The sequence below is a fragment of the Kitasatospora sp. NA04385 genome, from assembly GCF_013364235.1.
GTDB lineage: Bacteria > Actinomycetota > Actinomycetes > Streptomycetales > Streptomycetaceae > Kitasatospora.
This window is the reverse complement of the sequence record NZ_CP054919.1, coordinates 6,053,646-6,078,356: the sequence shown is the minus strand read 5'-3', so window position 1 is coordinate 6,078,356 and position 24,711 is coordinate 6,053,646. Positions and strand designations below refer to the sequence as shown.

General features: G+C 74.3%; 21 protein-coding genes. 9 read left to right on the top strand and 12 right to left on the bottom strand.

Annotated elements, in window-relative coordinates; all coding sequences use genetic code 11:
* Positions 1-143 precede the first annotated feature (143 nt).
* From HUT16_RS27015 to HUT16_RS26995, 5 genes are all read right to left on the bottom strand, one after another.
* Positions 144-1,469, bottom strand: coding sequence for a hypothetical protein (locus HUT16_RS27015; RefSeq protein ID WP_176190651.1), 1,326 nt, complete (start codon positions 1,467-1,469; stop codon positions 144-146).
* 157 nt (positions 1,470-1,626) lie between these two features.
* Positions 1,627-3,054, bottom strand: coding sequence for a GH1 family beta-glucosidase (locus tag HUT16_RS27010; RefSeq protein WP_254898004.1), 1,428 nt, complete (start codon positions 3,052-3,054; stop codon positions 1,627-1,629).
* Positions 3,055-3,132: 78 nt separating this feature from the next.
* Positions 3,133-4,032: a carbohydrate ABC transporter permease gene (locus tag HUT16_RS27005; protein WP_254898003.1), complete on the bottom strand. Its 900-nt coding sequence runs from the start codon at positions 4,030-4,032 to the stop codon at positions 3,133-3,135.
* Positions 4,033-4,036: 4 nt separating this feature from the next.
* Positions 4,037-4,978: a carbohydrate ABC transporter permease gene (locus HUT16_RS27000; RefSeq protein ID WP_176190649.1), complete on the bottom strand. Its 942-nt coding sequence runs from the start codon at positions 4,976-4,978 to the stop codon at positions 4,037-4,039.
* A gap of 91 nt (positions 4,979-5,069) precedes the next feature.
* Entirely contained in the window at positions 5,070-6,371 is a 1,302-nt protein-coding gene (locus HUT16_RS26995; protein ID WP_176190648.1) for an ABC transporter substrate-binding protein, read from the bottom strand.
* A gap of 309 nt (positions 6,372-6,680) precedes the next feature.
* Between HUT16_RS26995 and HUT16_RS26990 the strand changes: the two genes are divergently transcribed.
* From HUT16_RS26990 to bla, 4 genes are all read left to right on the top strand, one after another.
* Positions 6,681-9,596: a glycosyl hydrolase gene (locus HUT16_RS26990; RefSeq protein WP_176190647.1), complete on the top strand. Its 2,916-nt coding sequence runs from the start codon at positions 6,681-6,683 to the stop codon at positions 9,594-9,596.
* A 238-nt stretch (positions 9,597-9,834) separates the two neighbouring features.
* Positions 9,835-10,203, top strand: coding sequence for a hypothetical protein (locus HUT16_RS26985; protein WP_176190646.1), 369 nt, complete (start codon positions 9,835-9,837; stop codon positions 10,201-10,203).
* A gap of 89 nt (positions 10,204-10,292) precedes the next feature.
* Positions 10,293-11,303, top strand: a complete 1,011-nt coding sequence (locus tag HUT16_RS26980; protein WP_176190645.1) for an aminoglycoside phosphotransferase family protein — start codon at positions 10,293-10,295, stop codon at positions 11,301-11,303.
* A 570-nt stretch (positions 11,304-11,873) separates the two neighbouring features.
* Complete coding sequence (gene bla / locus HUT16_RS26975; RefSeq protein ID WP_176190644.1) at positions 11,874-12,794, top strand: class A beta-lactamase; 921 nt, start codon at positions 11,874-11,876, stop codon at positions 12,792-12,794.
* Between the two features lie 141 nt (positions 12,795-12,935).
* On the opposite strand, the gene HUT16_RS26970 is transcribed toward bla, so the two are convergent.
* The 4 genes from HUT16_RS26970 to HUT16_RS26955 all read right to left on the bottom strand — a co-directional run bounded on the left by HUT16_RS26970 (position 12,936) and on the right by HUT16_RS26955 (position 16,743).
* Complete coding sequence (locus tag HUT16_RS26970; RefSeq protein ID WP_176190643.1) at positions 12,936-13,976, bottom strand: LacI family DNA-binding transcriptional regulator; 1,041 nt, start codon at positions 13,974-13,976, stop codon at positions 12,936-12,938.
* 213 nt (positions 13,977-14,189) lie between these two features.
* A complete protein-coding gene (locus HUT16_RS26965; RefSeq protein ID WP_176190642.1) occupies positions 14,190-14,987 on the bottom strand; it encodes a DUF1684 domain-containing protein in 798 nt (265 codons plus the stop codon).
* Between the two features lie 90 nt (positions 14,988-15,077).
* The gene (locus HUT16_RS26960) at positions 15,078-15,938 is read right to left on the bottom strand and encodes an acyl-CoA thioesterase II (protein WP_176190641.1); all 861 of its coding nucleotides are present in this window, start codon (positions 15,936-15,938) and stop codon (positions 15,078-15,080) included.
* Between the two features lie 118 nt (positions 15,939-16,056).
* Positions 16,057-16,743 carry an alpha-ketoglutarate-dependent dioxygenase AlkB gene (locus tag HUT16_RS26955; RefSeq protein ID WP_176190640.1) on the bottom strand — a complete coding sequence of 229 codons (687 nt, stop codon included), beginning with the start codon at positions 16,741-16,743 and terminating at the stop codon, positions 16,057-16,059.
* A gap of 417 nt (positions 16,744-17,160) precedes the next feature.
* Between HUT16_RS26955 and HUT16_RS26950 the strand changes: the two genes are divergently transcribed.
* The 3 genes from HUT16_RS26950 (at position 17,161) to HUT16_RS26940 (ending at position 19,390) form a co-directional block, all read left to right on the top strand.
* A complete protein-coding gene (locus HUT16_RS26950; protein WP_176190639.1) occupies positions 17,161-18,003 on the top strand; it encodes an MBL fold metallo-hydrolase in 843 nt (280 codons plus the stop codon).
* Between the two features lie 76 nt (positions 18,004-18,079).
* Positions 18,080-18,697: a TetR/AcrR family transcriptional regulator gene (locus HUT16_RS26945; protein WP_176192888.1), complete on the top strand. Its 618-nt coding sequence runs from the start codon at positions 18,080-18,082 to the stop codon at positions 18,695-18,697.
* A gap of 87 nt (positions 18,698-18,784) precedes the next feature.
* The gene (locus HUT16_RS26940) at positions 18,785-19,390 is read left to right on the top strand and encodes a DUF4865 family protein (RefSeq protein WP_176190638.1); all 606 of its coding nucleotides are present in this window, start codon (positions 18,785-18,787) and stop codon (positions 19,388-19,390) included.
* 123 nt (positions 19,391-19,513) lie between these two features.
* Here the strand turns inward: HUT16_RS26940 and HUT16_RS26935 are convergent, their stop codons facing one another.
* Together HUT16_RS26935 and HUT16_RS26930 are read right to left on the bottom strand one after the other, a co-directional pair.
* Complete coding sequence (locus HUT16_RS26935; protein ID WP_176190637.1) at positions 19,514-19,873, bottom strand: transglycosylase family protein; 360 nt, start codon at positions 19,871-19,873, stop codon at positions 19,514-19,516.
* Between the two features lie 207 nt (positions 19,874-20,080).
* Complete coding sequence (locus HUT16_RS26930; protein WP_176190636.1) at positions 20,081-20,884, bottom strand: transglycosylase family protein; 804 nt, start codon at positions 20,882-20,884, stop codon at positions 20,081-20,083.
* A 648-nt stretch (positions 20,885-21,532) separates the two neighbouring features.
* Here HUT16_RS26930 and HUT16_RS26925 point away from each other — a divergent pair.
* A complete protein-coding gene (locus HUT16_RS26925) occupies positions 21,533-22,393 on the top strand; it encodes a hypothetical protein (RefSeq protein ID WP_176192887.1) in 861 nt (286 codons plus the stop codon).
* Positions 22,394-22,497: 104 nt separating this feature from the next.
* Positions 22,498-23,067, top strand: a complete 570-nt coding sequence (locus HUT16_RS26920) for a hypothetical protein (RefSeq protein ID WP_176190635.1) — start codon at positions 22,498-22,500, stop codon at positions 23,065-23,067.
* Between the two features lie 118 nt (positions 23,068-23,185).
* On the opposite strand, the gene der is transcribed toward HUT16_RS26920, so the two are convergent.
* Complete coding sequence (gene der / locus HUT16_RS26915) at positions 23,186-24,640, bottom strand: ribosome biogenesis GTPase Der (protein ID WP_176190634.1); 1,455 nt, start codon at positions 24,638-24,640, stop codon at positions 23,186-23,188.
* Between the last annotated feature and the right edge of the window lie 71 nt (positions 24,641-24,711).

Genomic DNA, 24,711 nt, shown 5'->3' with positions numbered 1-24,711 from the left:
TGCGCCCGATCGGCCGTCCGGCCCGGGCGTTGTCCAGCGAGCAGAGTCTAGGGACGCCGCCCGCCCGCCGTCACCACATTTTGCCGGTCCTCCAACCAGCGTCCCCCGCAGCCGAGTTGAGCAACCGTAGGCCCTGGCCCGCCTCACCCCTCGTCCGGCTCCCGCACCGCCGCGAGTGCGCGCTCGGCGGCCAGCGTGCGGACGTGCTCGGGCCCGTAACCCTCGCGCCAGGCGGCGACGTTGGCGGCGAGCTCGGACCGGGCCTCCTCGGTGCGGCCGAGCGCGGCCAGGACGCGCCCGTACAGGGTGCCGACGACGAGCCCGGTGTGGTCGTGCGGGGCGAGGGCGGCCCGGCAGTGGGCGACCAGCCCCTCGACGGCCTGCCGGGCCTCCTCGGGACGACCGAGCCCGAGGAGGGCGGCGGCCAGGTCGTAGTGGTACACCGTGGCGGCCTCACCGGTCTCCCCGGGCTCCCCGCCCGGCGCAGCCGACGCATCAGCCGGGCCCGCCGTACCTGCCGGGCCCGCCGCAGCCGCCCTGACCGCGAGCTGGGCGAGGACCAGTTCCAGCGCCTCCCGGTGGCGCTGCTGCGCGTTCAGGGCCGCCGCCAGCGCGTGCCCGATCCGGAGCGGGAGGGCGCTCTCCGGCCCCCCGGCCCGGGGCCACGCGGCGGCCTCCCGGGCGACGGCCTCGCCCTCCGCGGCCCGGTCCTGTAGCACCAGCGCGCGGGAGAGGGCGGCCGCGGCCATCCACCGGCCGGTCCCCGCCGGGTCGTCGGCGGCGGCCCCGAGCACCGCGCGCGCCGCCCGCTCGGCCTGGACGTGGTGCCCGAGCAGCAGCAGGGCCCGGGCCAGTTTGGCCCGCAGCCGCAGGACGGCGGCGTCGGAGCGCCCCGCGGCCGCCCCGGCCTCCCGGTGCGCGGCGGTGTCGGCGTAGAGGTGGACGGCCTCCGCCCCGCGGGCGAGCAGGACGTAGGCGTCCGCCAGGTCCTCGGCGGACAGGCTCCCGGCGAGGTCGTACTCCAACTGCCGGGCCAGTTCCCGGTGCTCCTCCAGGACGGCGGCCGCCGCGGCGGGCCGCCCGTGCCGCAGCAGGACGGCACCGAGGGCGCCGAGCGCGTCGAGCCGGAGGGCCAGGCGGCGCTGGTCGGGGTGCGGGGCGGCGGCGTCGGCGACGGCACGGAGCGCCTGTTCGGCCTCCGCCCAGCGGCGCAGCAGCATCAGGGTGCGGCCGTGCTCCGACCCGGCGAGCAGGGTGCGCGGGTCGTCCGGGCCGAGCAGGTCGGTGCCGAGCCGGGCGGCCTCGGCCAGGGTGGCGGCGGCGGCCTCCCGGGCGCCGGCCCGGCGCTGGGCGCGGCCCTCGGCGGTGAGCCGGTCGGTCTCCTGCCCGGCCTGCTGCCTCGCCCCGGCGGCCGCGACGGCCGCCCTGTTCCCGGCCTGCCGGGCCCTGCGTTCAGCCAGGAATCCCACGTCCGACCCCACCCCTCTCGATCCGGAGGCAGATCGTAGCGCCCGGCCGCCGGCTCCTCCCAAGGCCCGGGCGGCCGGGCAGTCACGGACCCGGACGACCGGGCAGTCGCAGGCCCGGACGGCCCTCCGGGCGGGCCGTCCGACCGCGGTCCCGCGGTTACTGCGGCAGCGCCCCGTCCCGAATCACCCGGGCGTACCAGTGCGCGCTGTCCTTGGGCGTGCGGCGCTGGCTGGCGAAGTCGACGTGGACGATGCCGAAGCGCTTGCTGTAGCCGTACGCCCATTCGTAGTTGTCGAGCAGCGACCACAGGAAGTAGCCCCGGACGGGGGCGCCGTCGGCGATGGCGCGGTGCACGGCGGCGAGGTGGGTGTGCAGGTACTCGATCCGCTCGGGGTCGTGGACGGCGCCGCTGGGGTCGGTGTAGTCCTCGTACGCGGCGCCGTTCTCGGTGACCAGCAGCGGGACGCCGGGGAGGTCGTCGCGCAGCCGGGTGAGCAGTTCGTACAGGCCGTCGGCGTCGACCGGCCAGCCCATGGCGGTGCGGGTGCCGGGGGCGGGCAGGAAGCGGATGCCCTGGTCGGCGGGCCAGGGGCTGCCGCCCTGGTGGCCGTCGCCGCGCGGGCCGTCCTCGGCGCTCTGCGCCGGCTCCTCGGCGGCGACGACGGTGGGCGTGTAGTAGTTGATGCCCAGCGAGTCGATCGGGCGGGAGATCTCGGCGAGGTCGCCGTCGTGGACGAAGGACCAGTCGGTGACGTGCGCGGTGTCGGCGAGGACGTCCTCGGGGTAGCTGCCGCGGAACACCGGGTCGAGGAAGATCCGGTTGGCGAGGCCGTCGATCCGGCGGGCCGCGTCGAGGTCGGCGGGGTCGGTGGACAGCGGGCGGACGGCGGCCAGGTTGAGGGTGAGCGAGACCTGCGCGGTGTCGGGGAGTTCGGCGCGCAGCGCGGCGGTGCCGAGGCCGTGGGCGAGCAGCAGGTGGTGGTGGGCGGCGAGGGCGGCGGCGTGGTCGGTGCGGCCGGGGGCGTGGACGCCGTTGCCGTAGCCGAGGAAGGCGGCGCACCAGGGCTCGTTGAGGGTGGTCCAGGTGGGGATGCGGTCGCCGAGGCGGCGGGCGGCGATCCGCGCGTACTCGGCGAAGCGGTAGGCGGTCTCGCGGTTGGTCCAGCCGCCCTCGTCCTCCAGTTCCTGCGGGAGGTCCCAGTGGTAGAGGGTGGCGACGGGGGTGATGCCGGCGCCGAGGAGTTCGTCGACCAGGCGGTCGTAGAAGTCGAGTCCGGCCTCGTTGGCGGGGCCGCGGCCGCCGGGCTGGATGCGCGGCCAGGCGAGCGAGAACCGGTAGGCGCCCAGGCCGAGTTCGGACATCAGGGCGACGTCGTCGCGGTAGCGGTGGTAGTGGTCGGCGGCGATATCGCCGGTGTCGCCGTTGCGCACGGCGCCGGGGCGGCGGGCGAAGGTGTCCCAGATGGACGGGGTGCGGCCGTCCTGGTCGGCGGCACCCTCGATCTGGTACGCGGCGGTGGCGGCGCCCCAGACGAATCCGGCCGGGAAGCGGGCAGGTTCGGCAGCGGCGGAGGCAGTGGTCATGGGAAGAGTGTCGAGGGTCATGTCGCGTTCCATCCAAACGAGTTGAGTGTCTGTCAGCCCATCGGGCACCTGCGGGGGTCAGCCCTTGACGGCGCCCTGCATGATGCCGCCGACGATCTGTCGGCCGAGCAGGGCGAACACCACCAGGACGGGCAGGGTGCCGATCAGGGTGCCGGCCATCACCACGGACTGGTCGGGGACGTAGCCCTGGCCGAGCGACTTCAACGCGACCTGGACGGTGGGGTTCTGCGAGCTGAGCGCGACGATCGGCCAGAAGAAGTCGTTCCAGGTGGCCATGAAGGTGAGCATGCCGAGCACGGCCATGCCGGGGCGGGCGACGGGCAGCACGATGGAGCGGAAGATCCGCAGCAGCGAGGCGCCGTCCATCCGGCCGGCCTCCACGAGTTCGTCCGGGAGGGCCTGCACCAGGTACTGGCGCATGAAGAACACGCCGAACGCGGAGACCAGCGAGGGCAGGATCACCGAGGGCAGCTTGTTCTGCAGGTCGAGCTTGACGATCACCATGAACAGCGGGATGACGCCGAGCTGCGGCGGGATCATCATGGTGCCGACGGTGAGCGCGAGCAGCGCGCCGCGGCCGCGGAAGCGCAGCTTGGCGAAGGCGAACCCGGCGAGCGTCGAGGAGAGCACCACGCCGGCGGTGACCACGCTCGCGACGATCAGCGAGTTGAGCAGCGCCTTGCCGATCTCGGCCTGCTGGAGCGCCTCGCCGATGTTGTGGAACAGGTTCGGCCCCGGCGTCAACGCGGGCGTGGCGGAGCTGAGTTCGGAGTTGGAGCGGCTGGCGGCGACCAGCGTCCAGTAGAACGGGAACACGGCGAGCAGGGTGGCGCCGATCAGCACCGCGTAGGCGAGCGGCCCGCCGTGCAGCGGCGAGCGCGCCCGGCGGCCCTTCGCGCGGGCCTGGCCGCCGTCCGCGGCGGCGGGCTGGTCGAGCACCTGGGTCACGTGGGTCATCGGGTCACCGGTCCGTACGGTTGCGGCGGGCGGCGATCGCCGCGTTCAGCAGGGCGAGCAGCACGATCAGCAGGAACATCACCCAGGCCACCGCGGCGGCCCGGCCGAGGTGGAAGAACGTCCATCCCTGCTCGTACAGGTAGAGGCCGAGGGTCTGGTACTGGTGCGAGATGCCGCCGCCGGAGTTGCCCTCGTACAGCAGCGGTTCGCCGAACAGCTGGGTGGCGCCGATGGTGGAGACGACCACGGTGAACACGATGGTGGGGCGCAGTCCGGGGATGGTGACGTGCCGGAACTGCTGCCAGCGCGAGGCGCCGTCGACGGCCGCGGACTCGTACAGCTCGCCGGGGATGGACTGCATGCCGGCCAGGTAGATCAGCGCGTTGTAGCCGGTCCACCGCCAGGTGACGATGGCGGAGACGCCGAACTGGGAGGCCCAGGTGTCGGCCTGCCAGTCGACCGGGTTCACCCCGATGCTGCTCAGCACCCAGTTGATCAGCCCGTAGTCGCGGCCGAAGAGCTGGGCGAACACCAGGGTCGCGGCGGCGACCGAGGTGGCGTACGGCATCAGCATCGCGACCCGGAAGAAGGTGCGGCCGCGGAGCTTGTAGTTGAGCAGGTGGGCCAGGCCCAGGGCCATCAGCAGCTGCGGGACGGTGGAGAGCACGCCGATGGTGAAGGTGTTGCGCAGCGCGTTCCAGAAGAACGGGTCGGACAGCAGCCTGGTGTAGTTCTGGAAGCCGAGCCAGTCCATCCGGTCCGAGGTCTGGAGCTCGACCCGGTGCAGCGACACCCAGGCGGTGTACAGCAGCGGGAACAGCCCGAACGCGGCGAACAGCCCGAAGAACGGGGCGAGGAAGCCGTAGGGGGCGAGTCGGCGGCGCAGGCCGCCGGGCCGCTTCGCGGGCTTGGCGGCGGGCAGCCGGGCGGTGGAGCTGAGGGCCATGGGCGGGGTCCTTCGACGGGGGCCGCCCGCCCCGCCGCGGCGGAGGCGGCGGGGCAGGCTACCGGGGTTGACTACCTGAGGTGACGGTCCGTCAGTTGCCGTCGGCCTTCTTGACGTTGTCCAGGGCGTGCTTCCAGGCGGTGTCGGGCGCGGTGTTGGTGCGCTCGACCTCACCGAGGGCGTCGGTGAACGCCTTGCCGATCACGCCGTCCTCGGTGCCGAGCACCTGGGCGGGCATGGCCTTGGCCGACTCGCTGAAGATCTGGCCGATCGGCGCGTTGTTGAAGTACGGGTCGGTGACGTCCTTGATCGCCGCCTGGGCGCCGGTGGAGGACGGGAAGGAGCCCTGCTTGGTGAACAGGGTGGCCTGCTGCTCCTTGGCGTTGAGCCACTTGATCAGCTCGGCGGCTTCCTTGGGGTGCTTGGCGGTGCGCGGAATGGTCAGGTAGGAGCCGCCCCAGTTGCCGGTCTTGCCGGGGCCGGGGGCGATGTCCCACTTGCCGGAGCCCGCGTCGCCGGCCTGGCCCTTGATGTAGCCGATCATCCAGGCGGGGCAGGAGAGGGTGGCGAACTTGCCGGTGGAGAACGCCTTGTTCCACTCGGGCGTCCACTGGGCGAGCTTGGCGGACAGGCCGTCGGCGACCAGCGCGGTGGAGTCGGCCCAGGCGGTCTTCACGGCCGGGCTGCTGTCGTAGACGGGCTTGCCGGCCTCGTCGGAGTAGCGGACCTTCTGCTGGCCGACCTCGGCGGTGAACATGCCCGCGGCGCTGTCGGTCCAGGCGTTGCCCGCCTCGGCCTTGGCGGCGTACTGCTTGCCGAGGTCGAGGTAGCCCTGCCAGGTGGACCACTTCTCGGCCAGCTCGGCGCGGTCGGTGGGCAGCCCGGCGGCCTTGAACAGGTCGGTGCGGTAGCAGATCGCCTCCGGGCCGATGTCGGTGCCCGCGCCGAGGACCTTGCCGTCCGCGGTCTTGATCGCGGCGCCCTTCCAGTCCACCAGGTCGTCGTTGACGTCCCCGATGCCGAGCGTCTTCAGGTCGGTGAACTTGTCGGCCTGCTTCTGCACCACGCTGGCCACCCGGCCGACCTCCAGGCCCTGGATGTCGGCGAGGCCGCCGCCGCCCGCGAGCTTGGTCTGCAGCGCCTGCCAGTACTGGCCCTCGTCCTGGGTGTCGGTCTGCTTGATGGTGACGTTCGGGTGGAGCTTCATGTACTCGTCGTAGAGCCCGGCCTCCTTGAACCCGAAGGTGCCGAACAGGTCCACCGTGATGGTCACCTTGCCGTCGGCGGAGTCCTTGGACCCGCTGCCCGAGCTGCAGGCGGTGAGCAGGAGTGCGGTGGCGAGGACGGTGCTGCCCAGGGCAGCGGCGGAGCGGCGGACTCTCGGGGTAGCCATGCGAAGGCCTCCAGGGCGGAGCGGGAGCGTGGGTGGAGTGCGAAGGGGAAGCAAGTACCGCTCGGCTGGCGCCCGAGTTCCTGAGAGCGCTCTCAGCCGATGCCGAGAGAGTGCCGGGGCGGAAGTTCCCTCGTCAACCCCTCGAAACCTGAACGTAATCTCCGGACCGACTCGACCTGGGCTTTCGAGTTCTGAACGCATCAGTGTGTGTCGCGCCGGTTGACACCTCTTCAGGTGCGCCAATACGGTCCGCTGGCTGAGAGCGCTCTCATTCTGAACCGCCCGCCCCCACTCAAGGTGGACACGATCATGAAGCTCCGCTCCCTGCGCGGCCCCACGGCCGCCCTCACCACCCTGGCGCTGGCCGCCGCGGCCACGCTGACGGCGGCGCTGACCGCCGGCAGCGCCTCCGCCGCCACCGTCCGGGTCGGCCTCGGCGGCTACAGCGACGCCCGCCCGGCCGGCACCGTCGGCCCGAGCAACTCCGACGGCGCGCCCGTCACCCCCAAGGTCACCCCGAGGATGGCCGGGCAGGCCGCGCCCACCAACGACTGGTGGTCCTCGCTGATCTACCAGCGCTACGCGGGCAACCCGTACTCGGAGAACCTGTACGCCCACCCGATGACCTTCAAGGCCCAGGCCGCGGGCCTGGAGGTCGGCTACCCCACCACGCCGACCATCACCTCCGACGGCCGCCAGTACGACTACACCCACACCCGGGACCTCACCCTGGGCGTGGCCGGGCTGAACTCCCCCGACACCAAGGTCGACGGCTGGTCGGACTGGACGGTCACCCCGTACTGGGCGGACGGCGCGCACACCTTCAGCGCCACCGTCGGCCACGGCCTGCCGTACGTGTACGCGCACGCCACCGGCGGCGCCGCGCAGGTCACCACCGCCTCGGCGCCCACCGTCTTCAGCAACCAGGGCAGCGTGCTCGGCATCACCGTGGCCGGCCACAACTACGGCCTGTTCGCGCCCACCGGCAGCAGCTGGAGCGTCAACGGCACCACCCTGACGGCGAACCTCGGCAGCAAGGACTACTACTCGGTCGCGCTGCTGCCCTCCACCGCCGACCTCGCGCAGTTCCGCACGTACGCCTACAACTTCGTCACCGACACCAAGGTCGGCTGGAACTACGACCAGGCCGCGGGCAAGCTCACCACCAGCTTCACCGCCACCACCACCGCCCAGGAGGGCACCGGCACCGGCACCCTGCTCGCGCTCTACCCGCAGCAGTGGCAGGCCACCCCGGACGCGCTGACCGCGCTGACCTACGTCTCGCCGCGCGGCACCATGAAGGTCCGCCAGGGCTCGTCCTTCTCCACCGTGCAGTCCGTCACCGGCGTGCTGCCGTCGCTGCCCGACGCCGGTTCGTACGACCGCACCGCGCTGGACACCTACCTGCACCAGGTCTCCGACGCGAGCGACCCGTTCAACGGCGCCACCGACACCTACTGGGTCGGCAAGGCACTCGGCCAGATGGCCCAACTCGTGCCGATCGCCGACCAGTTGGGTGACACCGCGGCCCGCGACAAGCTGCTCGGGCTGATGAAGGGCAAGCTGCAGACCTGGTTCGCGGGCACCGGCTCGCCCGGCTTCGCCTACGACTCCACCTGGAAGACCCTGATCGGCTACCCGGCGTCCTACGGCACCGACGCCGAACTCAACGACCACCACTTCCACTACGGCTACTTCGTGCAGGCCGCGGCCACCGTCGCCCGCTACGACACCGCCTGGGCGGCGGACTCGCAGTGGGGCGGGATGGTCAAGCTGCTGGCCAAGGACGCCGCCAACACCGACCGCACCGACACCCGCTTCCCCTGGCTGCGCAACTTCGACCCGTACGAGGGCCACGGCTGGGCCTCCGGCCACGCCGGGTTCGCGGCCGGCAACAACGAGGAGTCCTCCTCCGAGTCGCTGAACTTCAGCGCCGGCCTGCTGCTGTTCGGCGCCGCCACCGGTGACACCTCGCTGCGCGACCTCGGCGTCTACCTATACACCACCGAGGCCAACGCCGTGCAGCAGTACTGGTTCGACGCCGACCACCAGGTCTTCCCGGCCGGCTTCCAGCACTCCACCGTCGGCATGGTCTGGGGCTCCGGCGCCGCCTACTCCACCTGGTGGACGGCCGCGCCCGGCATGATCCACGGCATCAACTTCCTCCCCGTCACCTCGGGTTCGCTCTACCTGGCCCGCCGCAAGGACGACCTGGCCGCCAACCTGACCGAGCTGAAGGCCGGCAACGGCGGCGCGTTCACCGACTGGCGCGACCTGCTGTGGGAGGCCGAGGCGCTGACCAACCCGGCCGCCGCGAAGGCCGACTGGGACGCCGGGAACGCCGGATACACCCCGGAGGAGGGCGAGTCCAGGGCCCACACCTACCACTGGATCTACAACCTGGCGACCCTCGGCACCCTGGACCCGGCGACCACCGCCGACACCCCGACCGCGGCGGTCTTCGTCAACGGCACCACCCGCACCCACGTGGCGCACAACTACACCACCAGCGCCCGCACCGTGCGCTTCTCCGACGGCTACACCCTGACCGTCCCGGCCCGCTCCACCGCCTCCGAACGCGGCACCAAGCCCGACGGCGGCACCGGCGGCGCCACCAACTCCCCGTCCCCGTCGCCGTCGCCGTCCGCCTCGGCCTCCCCCTCGCCGTCCGCCTCCCCGTCCTCGTCCCCCTCGCCGTCCACCTCGCCGACCGCCCCGCAGAACCGGGCCAACACCCTCTACCTGCAGCCCGACGGCACCCTCTCCACCGCCTACGGCACCGGCGCGAGCAGCAGCACCATCGCCTCCGGCGGCGGCGCCAACCACGACGGCGCGCCCTACCAGCCGCTGACGTACACCCTCAGCCACCTGACCGGCACCGCGCGGGCCGGCGGCAGCACCGACTTCGACCTGTACGTGGACGCCGGCTCCACCGTCGCCCTCGCCCAACAGGCCCGCGTCTCCTACGACTTCGACGGCAACGGCACCGTCGACCGGACCGAGACCTACCGCTACTTCGCCACCGACCCCGTCCCCGGCTGGGAGCGCTACGGCGCCGCCGCCGCGGGCCTGCAGTCCACCACCGGCGGCCCGCTCGCCAACCTGAGCAACGGCACCGTCAAGGTCGAGATCTGGCCCGCCCTCGGCAACGCCCCCGCCCAGCTCCGCACCGGCGCCACCCAGGCGCAGGGCAACGCCTCCGTCCTGCGCATCCCCTTCGACTGACCGGCCCCGTCCCGGACACCTCCCGGGCCGCCGCGGATTCCGACAGGTCCGCGGCGGCCCGGGAGGCCACTCCGTTTCCGGGGCCGGTCCGTTTCCGGGGCAGTCCGTCTCCGGGGCCGGTCCGGAGCGCGGGGGTTGGCAGATCCCAGCGGAACGTTGAAGATGCAACTGACATGGCCGTGCGGCGCGGTACGCACCACCGCGCGCGCCGGTCCCGCCCGCCCCAAGGAGCCCCCGCATGGCCGCCCTCCGGAAGAAGACCCTCGCCGCGACCGCCGCCACCGGTGCGGCCCTGCTGCTCGGCGCGACCCTCGCCCGGCCCGCGGCCGCCGTCGAACTCCCGCACTCCGCCGTCGCGTACTTCACCACCGGCAGCGACCTGACGGGCACCCGGTTCGCCGTCGACACCACCGACACCGGCTGCCACGACCTCCCGACCGCCGCGCGCTCCGCCGTCGACTTCACGGCCGCGAACATCGCGGTCTACTTCAACGCCGGCTGCGCCACCGGCCGACCCGGCGAGCCCGGCGACCTGTCCTACGCCCTCGGCAGCCTGCACTGGGCCGACTTCCCTTACCCGGCCGTCAGTTACCGCGTCCTCGGCTGACGGGCGCAGCGGCACCCCCGCCGCGCCCCCGCCCGCGTCAGCTCCCGTCCGCCCGGGCCCGTCCGCCGCGGGGGCGTAGGGTCGCACGGGTGGACACCCCGCCGCCCGCCCCGGCCACCGATCCCGACCCCGGCCCCGACCCCGACGGCCGACTCGACGTCGGCGCCGACACCGTGCGCGCCCTGCTCCGCGAACAGCACCCGGACCTCGCCGGGTTGACGCTGCGCCGGGTCGAGGGCGGGTGGGGCAACCGGATGTGGCGGCTCGGCGAGGAGCACGCGGTCCGGCTCCCCCGGGACCGGCACACGCCCGCCTGCCTGGCGAACGAGACCCGCTGGCTGCCCGAGCTGGCGCCGCGCCTGCCGCTGCCCGTCCCGGTGCCGCGCCGCACCGGAGTGCCGGGCGCCGGGTACCCGTACCCGTGGGCGGTGTTCTCCTGGGTGCCCGGCGAGCCCGCGGACCACACCCCGGTCACCCCCGCGCACGGGCCGCGCTCCGCCCGGGCCCTCGCCGACTTCCTGCTCGCCCTGCACCGTCCGGCCCCCGCCGACGCGCCCGCCACCACCCCGCGCTGCGGCCCGCTCGCCCCGCTCGCCGCCGACGTCGAGCGCCGGCTCGCCGCGTTCGCGGAGCACCTGCACGCCCTCGCGCCCGGCATCCGCGCCGAGCAGCTGCGGGCGGTGTGGACGGACGCACTGGCCGCCCCCGCCTGGTCCGGCCCACCGGTGTGGCTGCACTCCGACCTGCACCCGGCGAACGTCGTGGTGGTGGACGGCGCGCTCGGCGGAGTCGTCGACTTCGACGCCCTCGGCACCGGCGACCCCGCCTGCGACCTGGCCGCCGCCTGGCTGCTGCTGCCGCCCGGCGCCGACCGCCCCTGCCTGGCCCGCTGGCTGGCCGCCCAGCCCGCCGACCGGCAGGACGCCGCCCGGGCGACCGTCCGCCGCGCCCGCGGCTGGGCCGTCCTGCGCGGCCTGGTCCTCCTCGACATCGGCCGGGCCGGCCTGCACGGGCTACCGGGCGGCAAACCCACCTGGGGCCCGGCCGGCCGGGCCGCCCTGGAAGGGGTACTGGCGCACTTCCGGCACCCCGACGACTGAGCAAGGCCCGACGACCGAACCGGGCCGACGACCGAGCAGGCCCGACGGCCCAACAGGTCCGACGGCCGAACCGGCCAACGGCTCAACAGGTCCGACAGCCGAACAGGCCGACAGCCGAACGGGCCCAACGGCCCAACAGGTCCGACAGCCGAACAGGCCGACAGCCGAACGGGCCCAACGACCGAACCGGGCCAACGACCGAACGGGTCGACGGCCGAACGGGCCTAACGGCTGAACCGGGCCGACGACCGAACCGAGCCAACGGCCGAGTAGGCCCGACGACCCAACAGGTCGACAGCCGAACAGGCCGACAGCCGAACAGCCCCGACGGCCGAACCGGGCCGACGACCGAACCGAGCCAACGGCCGAGCAGGCCCGACGACCCAACAGGTCGACAGCCGAACAGGCCGACAGCCGAACGGGCCCAACGACCGAACCGGGCCAACGGCCGAGCCGGCCCGACAGCCGAACCGGCCAACGGCAGAACGGCCCCGACGGGCGGCCGCTGGAGCCGCGTCCTCCTCCTGCCGATGCACAGGGTGCGACCCGCGCCGCCCCGAGGAGGCCCCGATGCACCCGTGCTCCCACCCCGCCCGCCGCTACCTGCTCACCGGCGCCGCAGCCACCGCCCTCACCCTCGCCCTACCCGGCCCCCCGGCCGCCGCTGCCACCGCCAACACCATCACCGCCACCGCCACCGCCACCGCCACCGCCGAACTGCACGCCGCCTTCCGCGAGTTGGAGCGGCAGCACGGCGCCCGACTGGGCGTGTTCGGCTACGACACCGGCAGCGGCGCAGCGGTCGGCCACCGCGCGGACGAGGCGTTCCCGCTCTGCTCGACGTTCAAGCCGCTCGCCGTCGCCGCCGTGCTCCGGGGCGGCGACGACCTCGCCGCCCGCGTCCGCTACACCGACCGGGACGTCGCCGACTCCGGCTACGCGCCCGTCACCGGCCGCACCCGCGTCCTGACCGTCGCCGAACTGTGCGCCGCAGCCGTCGAGTTCAGCGACAACACCGCCGCCAACCTGCTGCTGCGCCGACTCGGCGGCCCCACCGCGGTCACCCGCTTCTGCCGCTCCCTCGGCGACCCCGTCACCCGCCTCGACCGCTGGGAACCCGACCTCAACTCCGCCGAACCCGGCCGCAGCACCGACACCAGCACCCCGCGCGCCCTGGCCCGCACCTTCGCCCGCCTCACCCTCGGCGACGCCCTCGCCCGCGCCCACCGCGCCCGGCTCACCGCCTGGCTCCGCGCCGCCACCACCGGCACCTACCGCCTGAGGGCCGGTCTCCCGCCTGACTGGGCCCACGCCGACAAGACCGGCACCGGCTCCTACGGCACCACCAACGACCTGGCCCTCACCTGGCCCCCGCACCGCGCCCCGCTGGTCCTGGCCGTCCTCAGCACCAAGCCCGCCACCCCCACCGCCGCCCCCGACGAACCCCTGCTCGCCCGAACCGCCACCCTGCTCGCCCGAGCCCTCTCCTGAACCGCCCGAGCCCGCTCCTGAACCGCCCGAGCCCGCTCCCGACCACCGAACCCTTCCCGCCCGCCGGGCCCGCTCCCGCCCACCGGGCCGCGACACCCACCGCCGGAGCAGCACCCGCACCCCGAGCCGGGCGCCCGCCGCTCAGGCCGACTCCCGCACCACCAGCACCGTCGGAATGATCACCGAGGACGGCGCCGACGCCGCCGGGTCGTTGAGCCGGCGCAGCAGCAGCCGCGTCATCAGCCGGCCCATCTCCTCGATCTCCTGGCGGACCGTGGTGAGCGTCGGCTCCGTCCAGGCCGCAATCGACTCGACGTCGTCGAAGCCGACCACCGCGACGTCCTCCGGGACGCGCCGCCCGGCCGCCCGCAGGACCCGGATCGCACCGGAGGCCATCGCGTCGGAGGCCGCGAACACCGCGTCCAAGTCCGGTCGCCGGGTGAGGAGTTCGGTCATCGCGCGGATGCCGCCGTCGGCGGTGAAGTCGCCCACCGCGATCAGTTGCTCGTCCCCGTCGGGGAACAGGTCGCGATAGCCGTCGAGGCGGTCGACGGAGGAGGTCTGGTCGAGCGGGCCGGTGATGGTGGCGATCCGCTGCCGGCCGATGGAGCGCAGGTGCTGGACGGCGAGCCGGGCGCCGCCGCGGTTGTCGTTGTCGACGTAGACCAGGTCCCGGTCGGACTCGGCGCCGGGCCAGCCGGGCCGTCCGCCGATCACGAAGGGCAGGCCGAGGCGGTGGGCGAGCTCGGGGGTGGGGTCGGAGCGGTGCAGCGAGAACAGCAGGACGCCGTCGACGTGGCCGCCGGCCAGGTAGCGGCCGATCCGCTCGTGGTCGCGGTCGTCCTCGGCCAGCAGCAGCACCATCTGGTTGTCGGCGGCGGCCAGTTCGCGGCTGATGCCGCGCAGGTGCTGGGCGAAGAACGGGTCGGAGAAGAACCGGGCCTCCGGTTCGGCGACGACCACGCCGATCGCCCGGTTGCGCCGGGTGACCAGGGTGCGGGCGGCCAGGTTGGGGACGTAGCCGAGTTCCGCGACGGCCTGTTCGACCTTCTCGCGCAGCGCGGCCCGTACGCCCGCACCGCCGTTGACCACCCGGGAGGCGGTGGCCCGGGAGACGCCGGCCAGTTCGGCCACCGATTCCAGGGTCGGGCGCCCGCCCGTTCCCGCTTCGGACTCGGTCACCGTGGGCTCCTCTCCACCGTCCGCGCGCACACCCGCACGCACGTGATCGCGTTCCTGCTGCGAGCAGCCTAGCGCCCGCCGCCCCGCCGAGAGAGCGCTCTCAGAAACCGGTACGGGCCGACCGGCGCCCACGGCGGCCGCCCCGCACTACGACACGCACCCCGGCTCGCACCGCGACACGCACCGCGGCTCGCACCGCAGCCGGACACCGCCTCAGACCGTGACCACCTGCCGCTCGCCGGCCTCCACCGCGATCTCCAGCCGGTTCCCGGGCGGCGGGAACGGGCAGATGAAGTGGTCGGCGAACGCGCACGGCGGCAGGAACGCCCGGTTGAAGTCCAGCACGGTGTGCCCGTCGGCGTCGGGCGCGGGCAGCGTGACGAACCGGAACCGGTAGGTCTCCCGGCCGCTGGTGCCGTCCGCGATGACGGCGCTGAGCCGCCCGCCGGAGCCCTCGGAGCCGCTGACCGTCAACGTGTGCGGCCGCCCGGCCAGCGTGAACGCGACCTGCCCGGCGACGGCGAGCGGCCGGGCCCGGCCGTCCGCGTTCTCCACCAGCACCGCCCGCCCGCCGTCCTCGAACGGCGTGAACACGGCGGGCACCGCCCAGTCCGGGGCGTACGGGTAGACCGAGATCCCGGCGAACGCGGCCCGGGCGGGGGCGTCGGGGTCGAAGACCCGCAGGGCGAGCTCGCCCTCCCGCTCGATCGGGACCAGCCGCAGCCGGTCGCGGACGGCGATCTGCGGGTGCCGGTCGGTGTCCGGCCGCAGGGCGACCCGGCCGGTGGACTCCCGCTCCTCGCCCTCGATCCGGACGCCGTCCCCGGCGAGCAGTTCGGCGCAGACCGCGCCGTCCTCGGCCCACCAGCGGCCGGGCACCCCGGGCAGCTCGGCGGGGGCGGGCTCCAGCCAGTGGGTGCCGGTCAGGGCCAGCGGCCCGTGCTGCGCGCCCACCGAGGCGTTCCTGGCTTCCGTCCAGCGCTGCCAGGCTTCAGCGGCGGTGTCGGTCATCTGACTGCCTCCCAGGTCGCTCTGTTCTCCGGTCACTTCTCCGGTCACTTCAGGTGCAACGTCGGCTCCCGCCCGGTGCGGGCCCTCCTCCTACCCGGCCAGCGGACGGAACAGCCCCTCCTGCATCACCGAGACCACCAGGTTCCCCCGGCGGTCGTAGATCTCGCCCCGGGCCAGGCCGCGCCCGCCGTGCGCGATCGGCGACTCCTGCCGGTACAGCAGCCAGTCGTCGGCCCGGAACGGGCGGTGGAACCACATCGCGTGGTCCAGCGAGGCCATGTCGAAGTTCCGCTCGCCCCACAGCGGTTCGACGGGGGCGCGGACGGCGTCCAGCAGCGTCATGTCGCTGGCGTAGGTGAGCGCGCAGACGTGGATCAGCGGGTCGTCGGGCAGCGCGCCGTTGGTGCGCAGCCACACGCCGCTGCGGGCCTCCACCCCGTCCAGCTCCTCGCGCGTCCACTTCAGCCGGTCCACGTAGCGGATGTCGAAGGGCTGGCGGCGGCTGATGAACGGGGGCAGCTCGCCGAGCCGGGCGCCGACCTCGTCCAGCGCGCTCGGCAGGCTCTCCGGGTCGGGGACGTCCGGCATCGGGAACTGGTGCTCGATGCCGCCGGGCTCGGACCGGTGGAAGTCGGCGGTCAGCGCGAAGATCGTCCGCCCGCCCTGGATGGCGAGCACCCGCCGGGTGGTGAACGAGCGCCCGTCCCTGGTCCGTTCGACCTGGTAGACGATCGGCACGCCGGGAACGCCCGGACGCAGGAAGTAGGCGTGCAGCGAGTGCACCGGCCGGTCCTCCTCGACCGTCCGGCCCGCGGCGACCAGCGCCTGCCCGGCCACCTGCCCGCCGAAGGTGCGCTGCAGCGACTCCTCCGGGCTGCGGCCGCGGAAGATGTTCAGCTCGATCCGCTCCAGGTCGAGCAGGTCGACGAGCTGGTCGACGGGGGTTCCCATGTGTCGCTCCCTCTCCGGACGGCCGGCGGACAGGGGTGTGCCGCCGGACGTCTCGTCCGTCCAGCACAAGTCTCCGCGCCCGCCGGGAATTCCCGCCCTCCGGCACGCGCGACCGCCCTCAGCCCAGGCCGGACTGCCGGACGGTGATGTTCAGCCGCCCGGTCAGGCCCAGCGCCGGGTCCGCCGTGCCCGGCAGCGTCCGCACCACGCCGTGGTGCGCGAAGCGGCTCGCCCCGCCGAACACCAGCAGGTCGCCGCCGCACAGCCGCAGGTCCGTCCACGGCCGGCCCCGGCCCTCGGCGTTGCCCAGCCGGAACACGCACTCGTCCCCCAGCGACAGCGACACCACCGGCGCGTCCACCTGCTCCTCCCGGTCCTGGTGCAGGCCCATCCGCGCACCGTGCGGGTAGTGGTTCACCAGCGCGACGTCCGGCGCGAAGCCCGCCGCCCCCGCCACCTCACCCACCCGCCCCCCGTACGCCTCGGCCACCGCCCGCCGGGCCAGCGCGCCCAACCGCGCCGGGAACGGCTTCACCGGCGCCCCGTCCCCGTCCACCACCGTCCGCGCGTAGCCGTACGGGTACCAGTGCCACCCCAGGCACACCGTCCGCACCGACATCACCCCGCCACCCGGCAGCACCACCGACCGCATCCCGCCCGGCGGCCGCGCCCACTCCCGGCACGCCGCCACCAGCTCCCGCTGCTCCTCCACCCCCAACCACCCCGGCACCAGCACCACCCCGTCCGCCGGCTCCTCCCGCCCACGCCCGAACAACTCCCCCACGAACACCCCACCACCACGCATCCCCCCATGCTGCCACCCCCCACAGACACCCCTCCCGCCCCCAGCCCGCCGCAAACACTCCCCCGCTCCACCCCCGACATGCGCCCGCCACCCTCCCGGCGAACCCCCCCCTCAGCCCGCCGCAGACTCCCCCTCCCCGCACCCCAGCCCACCGCAGGCGCTCCCCGCTCCGCCCCGGCACAGGCCCGCCGCCTCCCCGCCGAACCCATCCCCCCAGCCCGCCGCAGGTGCTCCCCACTCCGCCCCCGACACGCGCCCACCGCCCTCCCGGCGAACCCGCCCCCCAGCCCGCCGCAGGCGCCCCCTCCCCGCCCCCCGCCCGCCGCAGGCGCCCCCCGCTCCGCCCCCCGCATGCGCCCGCCGCCCTCCCGGCGGACCCTGGTGGGAGGACCGTCCCCGGCTGGAGGAGGTTGCGCGATGCATCCACTGGAGTTCCGCGTGGTGGACCTTCCCGAGGCTTCGCTGCACAAGAGCGCGGTGCTGGTACTCGGACAGCACCGGGCCGTGCTGGTCGGTACGGGGCTGCGGCTCTCGGACGGTCGGCGGCTGGCCCGGGAGGTCGAGCGTTCGGGGCGCCGGCTGGACACCGTCCTGGTGTCCCACCACGCGCCGGACTGCTGGCTCGCCGCGGAGGTGCTGCGCGAGGCCTTCCCCGAGGCCCGTTTCCTCGCTCCCGACCCGGTCCGGGCCCGGATCGAGCACGACTACCCCGCCGTACGCGCCGCGTGGGCCGGTCTCGGGGACGAACTCCCGTCCCGGCTGGTCGCGTTGGAGCCGCTGGAGGGCGACGTCGTCGAGCTGGAGGACCACCGGCTGGAGCTGCGCGGGGCGTCCCTCGGGCTGCCGGACCACCACTACCTGTGGGAGCACCGCAGCCGGACGCTGCTCGGCGGCCCGCTGCTGTGGCTGAACGTGCACCCGTGGCTGGCCGACACCCCGTGGGCGGCGCAGCGCGAGGCCTGGATCGACCTGCTGGACGAGATGGCGGCGCTGGAGCCGCTGCGGGCCGTCCCGGGCCACCGCCACCTGACGACGCCCGCCGCCCCGACCGCTCCCGCCCCGACCGCTCCCGCCCCGACCGCTCCCGATCCGATCGCCTGGACCGGCGACTACCTGCGCGCGTTCGCCACCGAGCTGGGCAAGCCCGTCGGGGCGGACACGGTGACGGCCGCCCTGCTGCACCGTTACCCGTCCGCCGCGCTGCCCGCCCACGCCACCGGGTCCGTCCGGGCGGCCCGGGAACAACGCGCCGCCGCCTGAAACTGCCTGACGGCCGCTCACCCGGGCCTTCCCTCTGTACCTACTAGTATGTACAGTGCTGCCCGTGAACGTGAACGTGAACCCGGACGTCGCCACGAAACCCGCGCAGGCGAGGGCGAAGGCGGGCGCCGACACCGCGGACCGCCTCGTCGAGGCCACCCGGGAGCTGCTCTGGGAGCGCGGCTACACCGGCACCAGCCCCAAGGCCATCCAGCAGCGCGCGGGGGCCGGGCAGGGCAGCATGTACCACCACTTCGCCGGCAAGCCCGAACTCGCCCTCGCCGCGATCACCCGCACCGCCGAGGAGCTGTGCGCGGTCGCCGACGGGCTGCTGTCCGGCCCGGGCACCGCGGTCGAGCGGGTCACCGCGTACCTGCGCCGCGAGCGCGACGTGCTGCGCGGCTGCCCGGTCGGACGGCTCACCCAGGACCCGGAGGTGATGGCCGATCCGGTGCTGCGCGCCCCGGTCGAGCGGACCTTCGACTGGCTGCGCGGCCGCCTCGCGGAGGTCCTGGCCGAGGGCCGGGCGAACGGGGAGCTGCCGCCGTCGGTCGACCCGTCCGGCACCGCCGCGACCGTGGTCGCGGTGCTCCAGGGCGGCTACGTGCTGGCCCGCGCGGTCGGCGACACCGGCCCGTTCGACCAGGCGGTCACCGGCCTGATCACCCTGCTCGACCCGTCCCACCGGCCCTGAGCGCCCGCTCCCCGCCCGGCCCGTCCACCCGACCGCTACCCCGCCCGACCCACTTGCCCGCCCGCTTCCACAGACAGGACCAGCCCCGTGCTCGCCAAGCAGTACGAGATCACCCTGCCCGCCGACTACGACCTGGACATCATCCGCCGCCGGATCAAGGCCGGCGCCCCGATCCTGGACGACCGCCCGGGCCTCGGCTTCAAGGCCTGGCTGCTGCGCGAGCGCGGCACGGACGGCTCGCCGGTCAACCAGTACGCGCCGCTGTACGTGTGGCGCGCGGACGGCGAGGCGGCCCGCTTCCTGGTCGGCGGCGGCGGGTTCGAGAACATCGTCCGGGACTTCGGGCGGCCGACCGTCCACCACTGGACGGTCCTGGCGCACTTCTCCGGCCCGGCCCGGGCCGACGTCCCCGTGCCGCCCACCGCGACCCGGCGGCTGACCGCCGTCCCGGTCGAGCAGGACCCGGCGGCGCTGGCCGCGCACGTGGACCGCGAGGTGGAACTGCTGCGCGAGCTGGCCCGCCGCCCCGGGGTGCACACCGCCGTGCTGGCGCTCGACCCGAGCCGCTGGGAGCTGCTGCGCTTCACCCTCTGGGGGTCCGCCCCGGAGGAGGACCCGGCGGCGGCGGTCTTCGGGGTGCCCCACCTGTCCGCCCCGGAGCTGTCCACCCTGCCCGAGGGCCGCGCCTGGTGACCCTCCGGCCGCCGGAAGGCCGCTGAAGGGCCACCGCCCGGCGCCCCACCCGCGCCCGGCTGCCCGCGCCCGCCCGCCCGCCCGCGCCCACCCATCCGCGATCGCCCGCCCGCCCGCCGACGGCTACTCCAGCACGCCGATCTCCCGCGCGCACCAGCCCCAGGCCGCCCAGCCCTGGCGGCGCAGGATCTCCTCGCCCACGGTGATCTGCTGCTGCCGGCTCGCGTGGTCGGGGCGGTCGGCGTAGCGCAGGCCGCCCGCCTCCTGCCAGGTGGGCGGCCAGATCTGGAGGCCGCCGTAGTAGTCGTTGCCGGTGTCGGCCTGCCAGTCGCCGTCGCTCTCGCAGTCGGCGAGCCGGTCCCAGACCTGGTCGGGCACGGCCTGCCCGGCGGCGGCCGGGGTGCCGGCCGCGGCGACGGCGGCGACGGGGAGCAGCAGGCCGAGCACGAGCAGCGCCCGGCCGTACGCGCGAGGTATCCGCATCCCCCGACGCTACGCACGGCGTCCGCCCCGCGACCCTCCGGGCGCGTCCGAGCGGGTGGTGCCCGCCCCCGCCCACGCCCACGCCCCCGACCCCGGGAACGTCCCGGGAACGGCGGAAGCCGCCGCCCACGGCCGTGGGTGGCGGCTTCACGCCGACAGGGTGGGATCAGCGGGTGATCCCGGGGAAGCGGTGCTTCCGGGGGTGGGTCAGACCGACAGGACCTGGCCCGGGTAGATCAGGTCCGGGTTGCCGCCGACGACACCGGAGTTGTTGTTGTACAGGGTGTGCCAGTCGACGCCCAGGCTGTCCGCGATCTTGGACAGGGTGTCGCCGGCCTTGACGGTGTAGTCGTCGCCGGTCTTGGCGGTGTTGGTGGTGGTCGCCGCGGCGGGCTTGTTCTTCCAGGTCTGCTTCGGGGTCTCCTGCGCGGCGGCCTTGGGGGCCTGGGCGCGGGACTCGGAGCGGGAGGCCTTGGCGGAGTCGTCCGAGGCGGTGCTGTTCGACTTCGAGGAGGTCGACTTCGAGGACGACGACGAGGTCGACTTCGAGGAGGACGAGGAGGAGTTGCTCGACGCGGAGGAGGAGCTGTTCGAACCGGAGGTGTCGACCTGGGCCGGCGCGCCGCCCTTGGTCAGACCGGCCTGGACCGAGCAGACGGGCCAGGCGCCGGGGCCCTGGGAGGCCAGCACCTTCTCGGCGACGGCGATCTGCTGCGCCTTGGTGGCCAGGTTGGCCTGCGGGGCGTACGCGGTGCCACCGAAGGCGGCCCAGGTGGAGGAGGTGAACTGCAGGCCGCCGTAGAAGCCGTTGCCCGTGTTGATCGACCAGTTGCCGGTCGACTCGCACATCGCGACCTTGTCCCAGGTGGAGACGTCCGCGGCGGAGGCCGAGTTGGCCGTGACGAGGCCGGCCACCGGGACGGCGAGCAGGGCGCCACCGACGACGGCCGCACGGACGCGGTTGCGCTTGGTGGCGGTGGTGGCAGCGGCGGTCTCGTTACGGAAGGTCATGAGATTCCTCTCGACATTCCCGGGATGGGCAGGCGGAACCAGGCCCCGATCGGGCCGTGTTCGCTCGCCAAGTCCGGTGGGCGGGCCGTGCACGTGTCGGACGTGCCGCTTGCCGCCCCGGCCACCTGTCCGCATCCCCGGCGGCGGCTGGCTGCCGTCGCGCCGGTGGGCGCCCGATCCGCGTTCCCGGGGTGAGCCGGGGCGGTCCGTGCGTCGGGGGTGAACCCGGGAGGTGCTCGTTGCACCGGGCAAAAACCTACGATTCGGACTCCGGGGCGCCAAACACTTTCGGGTCGTCCCAGGTCAAAGCAGCGTTACCGGCGGTATCGATCAAGTTAGTCGAAGGCAAATGTCCGTTTCATCCGCTTTTTCGAAGATCAAACCATATGCGAATATGGCCCCGGTCACAGTTTCACCCGTGTGAGGTCGGGCACAGCATCGACAGAATGTGACACTTCGTGTACACGGGGCAATCAGAAGCCGTGCAAATCCCGTCGCCCGGCGGCCCACCCGTGACCCCAGCCACAACCTCCCGTTGGTAATGGCGGTCGGCGCTCCCAGCGCCGCGCGCCCGGGACGTCCCGCCCGGGGGCACCGGAACGAGCACCTGGAACGTCAGGGCGAACGAGGAGTCAACAAGTGCCGCGCATGCTTGAGGTGAGCGAGGACGTACGCGCCGAGATCGGCGACGACGAGGCCGAGGGCCTGCTCGCGGGCGCCCACGCGCCCGACGCGTACGACTGCACCTCCTGCCGACAACCGGGCGACTCGCTGCGCGAGCCCACCAGCACCGTGCTGTTCGTCGGCGAGGAGACCGCGGTGCTGGCCTTCGCGCACGCCCGCTGCGTGCCGTCCCAGGTGGTGCCGGTGGACGAGCAGCAGCTGCGCGGCGCCGTCGAGTCGATCAGCCAGGGCGTGGACGCCGCGGTGCCCGCGCAGGCGGTGGTGCCCGCACCGGCCGGGCCGGAGCCGGCGGTCGAGGTGCGCATCCCGGAGCCGATCACCGCCCCGCCGACCGCCCCGCCCGGCCAGCCGCAGCCCGCGGTGCTCGGCGTGACCTGCGGCATCGTGCTGTGCGGCGACACCCAGCACGCCGCGCTGGTGGTCGAGCCCACCGGCCCGGTCGGCCGCCCGGGCAGCTCCCACGGCGAGGACGAGTTCCTCTCGCTGCTGACCGAGCACGGCTTCCAGATCGTCCAGGACGTCAACCAGGCGCCGGTGCGGCCGCGGGCCGGCTGGTCGGTGCTGATGGCGATGGGGCAGCTGCACGCGATCCTGCAGCCCTCGGCGACCGGCGGCTCGGCCGCCTGGTGGCAGGCCCACCAGCCGCTCCAGGTCACCCCGGGCTGGCGGGCCGCGGCGGCCCGCAAGTCCGAGGTGATCATGTACGCGGTGCCGGCCGGCACCATCGGCCGCCAGCCCCGCGAGGACCTGCTGCGGATCGCCATGGACCGGGCCGCCGCCCGCGGCCTGCTCGCCGCCGGCATGCTCCCGCTGGCCGGCACCTGAGCGGGGGCGCGCCGATGACCGACCCCGTGAACGACCCGGCCGCCGCCGAGGACGCAGCTGACGAACCGTCAATTCCAGCCGCCCGAGCCGCCGTTGACCAGCCCGTGAGCACCCCGGCCGGGATAGGACTGGGGGCCGCGCCCCCGCATCCGAAGCCCGTCTCGCTCGTTGGCTCCTACGTGTACAGCTACGACCTCGCGTCCCCCGGCCGTCCCTCCGCCCAGTCCGGCCCCGGCGGCGCCGGCCGGTCGATCCCGAACATGCGCCCGTCGTACGACGCCGAGAACCCGGTGTCGGCCACCCCGATCTACGACACGCTGTACTCCGAGTACCGGCGGATGTTCCGGGCGCTGCCCGGCGACCGCTCCGGCGAGGAGGGGATGAAGTTCACCGGCTTCGCGGTCCGCGAACCGCAGCCGCACTCGGCCCAGCCCGCCCGGGAGGCCGCCGACCGTCCGGGCGCCCTGGCGTACCCGCAGCAGCACCAGTCGTTCGAGACGTACGCCGGGCAGGGCGCGGGCACCCCGCAGTTCATGCCCGCGCAGACCTCCGCCGCGCAGGCCAACGGGCAGGGCTGGGTGGCCACCGGCTACCTGGGCGCCCCGGGCGGCGGCGGCACCTCGGGCGGGCGGCACCGCTCGGTGCTGTCGCTGCCCCCGGGCCGGGACGCCTGACCCGGCGCCCGCACGGCACAAGCACAGCACGGCACGGCACAAGCACGGCACAAGCACGGAAGGAGGGGAGGGGCCGCGTGCGGCCCCTCCCCTCCTTCCGGGTCTCCCCGCCCGTTTGCTACTTCTTCTTGTTGCGCTTCTCCCGGACCCGGACCGAGATCGAGATCGGGGTGCCCACGAAGCCGAACTCCTCGCGCAGCCGGCGCTCGACGAACCGGCGGTAGCCGGCCTCCAGGAAGCCGGAGGAGAACAGCACGAACCGCGGCGGGCGGGTGCCCGCCTGGGTGCCGAACAGGATGCGCGGCTGCTTGCCGCCGCGGATCGGGTGCGGGTGCGCGGCGACCAGCTCGCCGAGGAAGGCGTTCAGGCGGGCGGTCGGGATGCGGGTCTCCCAACCGGCCAGCGCGGTCTCGATCGCCGGGACGAGCTTCTCCATGTGCCGCCCGGTCTTCGCCGAGACGTTCACCCGGGGCGCCCACTGCACCTGCACGAGGTCGCGCTCGATCTCGCGCTCCAGGTAGAAGCGGCGCTCCTCGTCCAGCTGGTCCCACTTGTTGTAGGCGATGACCACGGCGCGCCCGGCCTCGACGGCCATCGAGATGATCCGGGTGTCCTGCTCGGCGAGCGTCTCGCTGGCGTCGACCAGGACGACCGCGACCTCGGCCTTGTCCAGCGCGGCGGAGGTGCGCAGCGAGGCGTAGAAGTCCGCGCCGGAGGTCAGGTGGACCCGGCGGCGGATGCCCGCGGTGTCGATGAACTTCCAGGTCTTGCCGCCGAGTTCGATCAGCTCGTCGACCGGGTCGCGGGTGGTGCCGGCCAGTTCGTTGACCACCACCCGGTCCTCGCCCGCGACCTTGTTCAGCAGGCTGGACTTGCCGACGTTCGGCCGGCCGATCAGCGCGACCCGGCGCGGGCCGCCGGGGGCCAGGCCGTCGCCGAACAGCTGCGGCGGGGCCTCCGGCAGCACCTTCAGGACGGCGTCCAGCAGGTCGCCGGAGCCGCGGCCGTGCAGCGCGGAGACGGGGTACGGCTCGCCCAGGCCGAGCGACCACAGGTACGCGGCCTCGGCCTCGGTGGACGGGCCGTCGACCTTGTTGGCGCACAGCACCACGGGCTTGCCGGAGCGGCGGATCAGCCGGACCAGGGCGTCGTCGGTGTCGGTGGCGCCGATGGTGGCGTCCACCACGAACAGCACCGCGTCGGCCTGCTCGATGCCCAGCTCGGCCTGGGCGGCGACCATCGCGTCGATGCCGAGGACGTCGATCTCCCAGCCGCCGGTGTCCAGCACCTTGAACCGGCGCCCGGCCCACATCGCCTCGTAGCTGACCCGGTCGCGGGTGACGCCGGGGCGGTCCTCGACGACCGCCTCGCGGCGGCCGATGATGCGGTTGACCAGGGTCGACTTGCCGACGTTCGGGCGGCCGACGATGGCCAGCACCGGCAGCGGGCCGTGGCCGTCCAGGTCGGCGTCGACCTCGTCGCTGTCGAAGCCCTCCTCGGCGGCCAGCGCCATGAACTCGGCGTACTCGGCGTCGCCCAGCTCGCCGTGGTGGGCGGTGGTGTCGTTGCTCATGTTCCGTTTTCCGTTTCCCGGCCCGGCCCTTCCCAGGGGCGTGCCGTGCGTACCTGCCCGGTGGGCAGCGC

Bases quoted from the DNA above. Each gene is read 5' to 3' on its own strand.
- HUT16_RS26985 (WP_176190646.1), top strand. From the start codon at position 9,835: ATGGCCGCCCTCCGGAAGAAGACCCTCGCCGCGACCGCCGCCACCGGT.
- HUT16_RS26965 (WP_176190642.1), bottom strand. From the start codon at position 14,987: ATGACCGACACCGCCGCTGAAGCCTGGCAGCGCTGGACGGAAGCCAGG.
- HUT16_RS26935 (WP_176190637.1), bottom strand. From the start codon at position 19,873: ATGCGGATACCTCGCGCGTACGGCCGGGCGCTGCTCGTGCTCGGCCTG.
- HUT16_RS26955 (WP_176190640.1), bottom strand. From the start codon at position 16,743: ATGCGTGGTGGTGGGGTGTTCGTGGGGGAGTTGTTCGGGCGTGGGCGG.
- HUT16_RS26930 (WP_176190636.1), bottom strand. From the start codon at position 20,884: ATGACCTTCCGTAACGAGACCGCCGCTGCCACCACCGCCACCAAGCGC.
- HUT16_RS27005 (WP_254898003.1), bottom strand. From the start codon at position 4,032: ATGACCCACGTGACCCAGGTGCTCGACCAGCCCGCCGCCGCGGACGGC.
- bla (WP_176190644.1), top strand. From the start codon at position 11,874: ATGCACCCGTGCTCCCACCCCGCCCGCCGCTACCTGCTCACCGGCGCC.
- HUT16_RS26960 (WP_176190641.1), bottom strand. From the start codon at position 15,938: ATGGGAACCCCCGTCGACCAGCTCGTCGACCTGCTCGACCTGGAGCGG.
- HUT16_RS26950 (WP_176190639.1), top strand. From the start codon at position 17,161: ATGCATCCACTGGAGTTCCGCGTGGTGGACCTTCCCGAGGCTTCGCTG.
- HUT16_RS26995 (WP_176190648.1), bottom strand. From the start codon at position 6,371: ATGGCTACCCCGAGAGTCCGCCGCTCCGCCGCTGCCCTGGGCAGCACC.
- HUT16_RS26990 (WP_176190647.1), top strand. From the start codon at position 6,681: ATGAAGCTCCGCTCCCTGCGCGGCCCCACGGCCGCCCTCACCACCCTG.
- HUT16_RS26925 (WP_176192887.1), top strand. From the start codon at position 21,533: ATGCTTGAGGTGAGCGAGGACGTACGCGCCGAGATCGGCGACGACGAG.
- HUT16_RS27010 (WP_254898004.1), bottom strand. From the start codon at position 3,054: ATGACCACTGCCTCCGCCGCTGCCGAACCTGCCCGCTTCCCGGCCGGA.
- der (WP_176190634.1), bottom strand. From the start codon at position 24,640: ATGAGCAACGACACCACCGCCCACCACGGCGAGCTGGGCGACGCCGAG.
- HUT16_RS27000 (WP_176190649.1), bottom strand. From the start codon at position 4,978: ATGGCCCTCAGCTCCACCGCCCGGCTGCCCGCCGCCAAGCCCGCGAAG.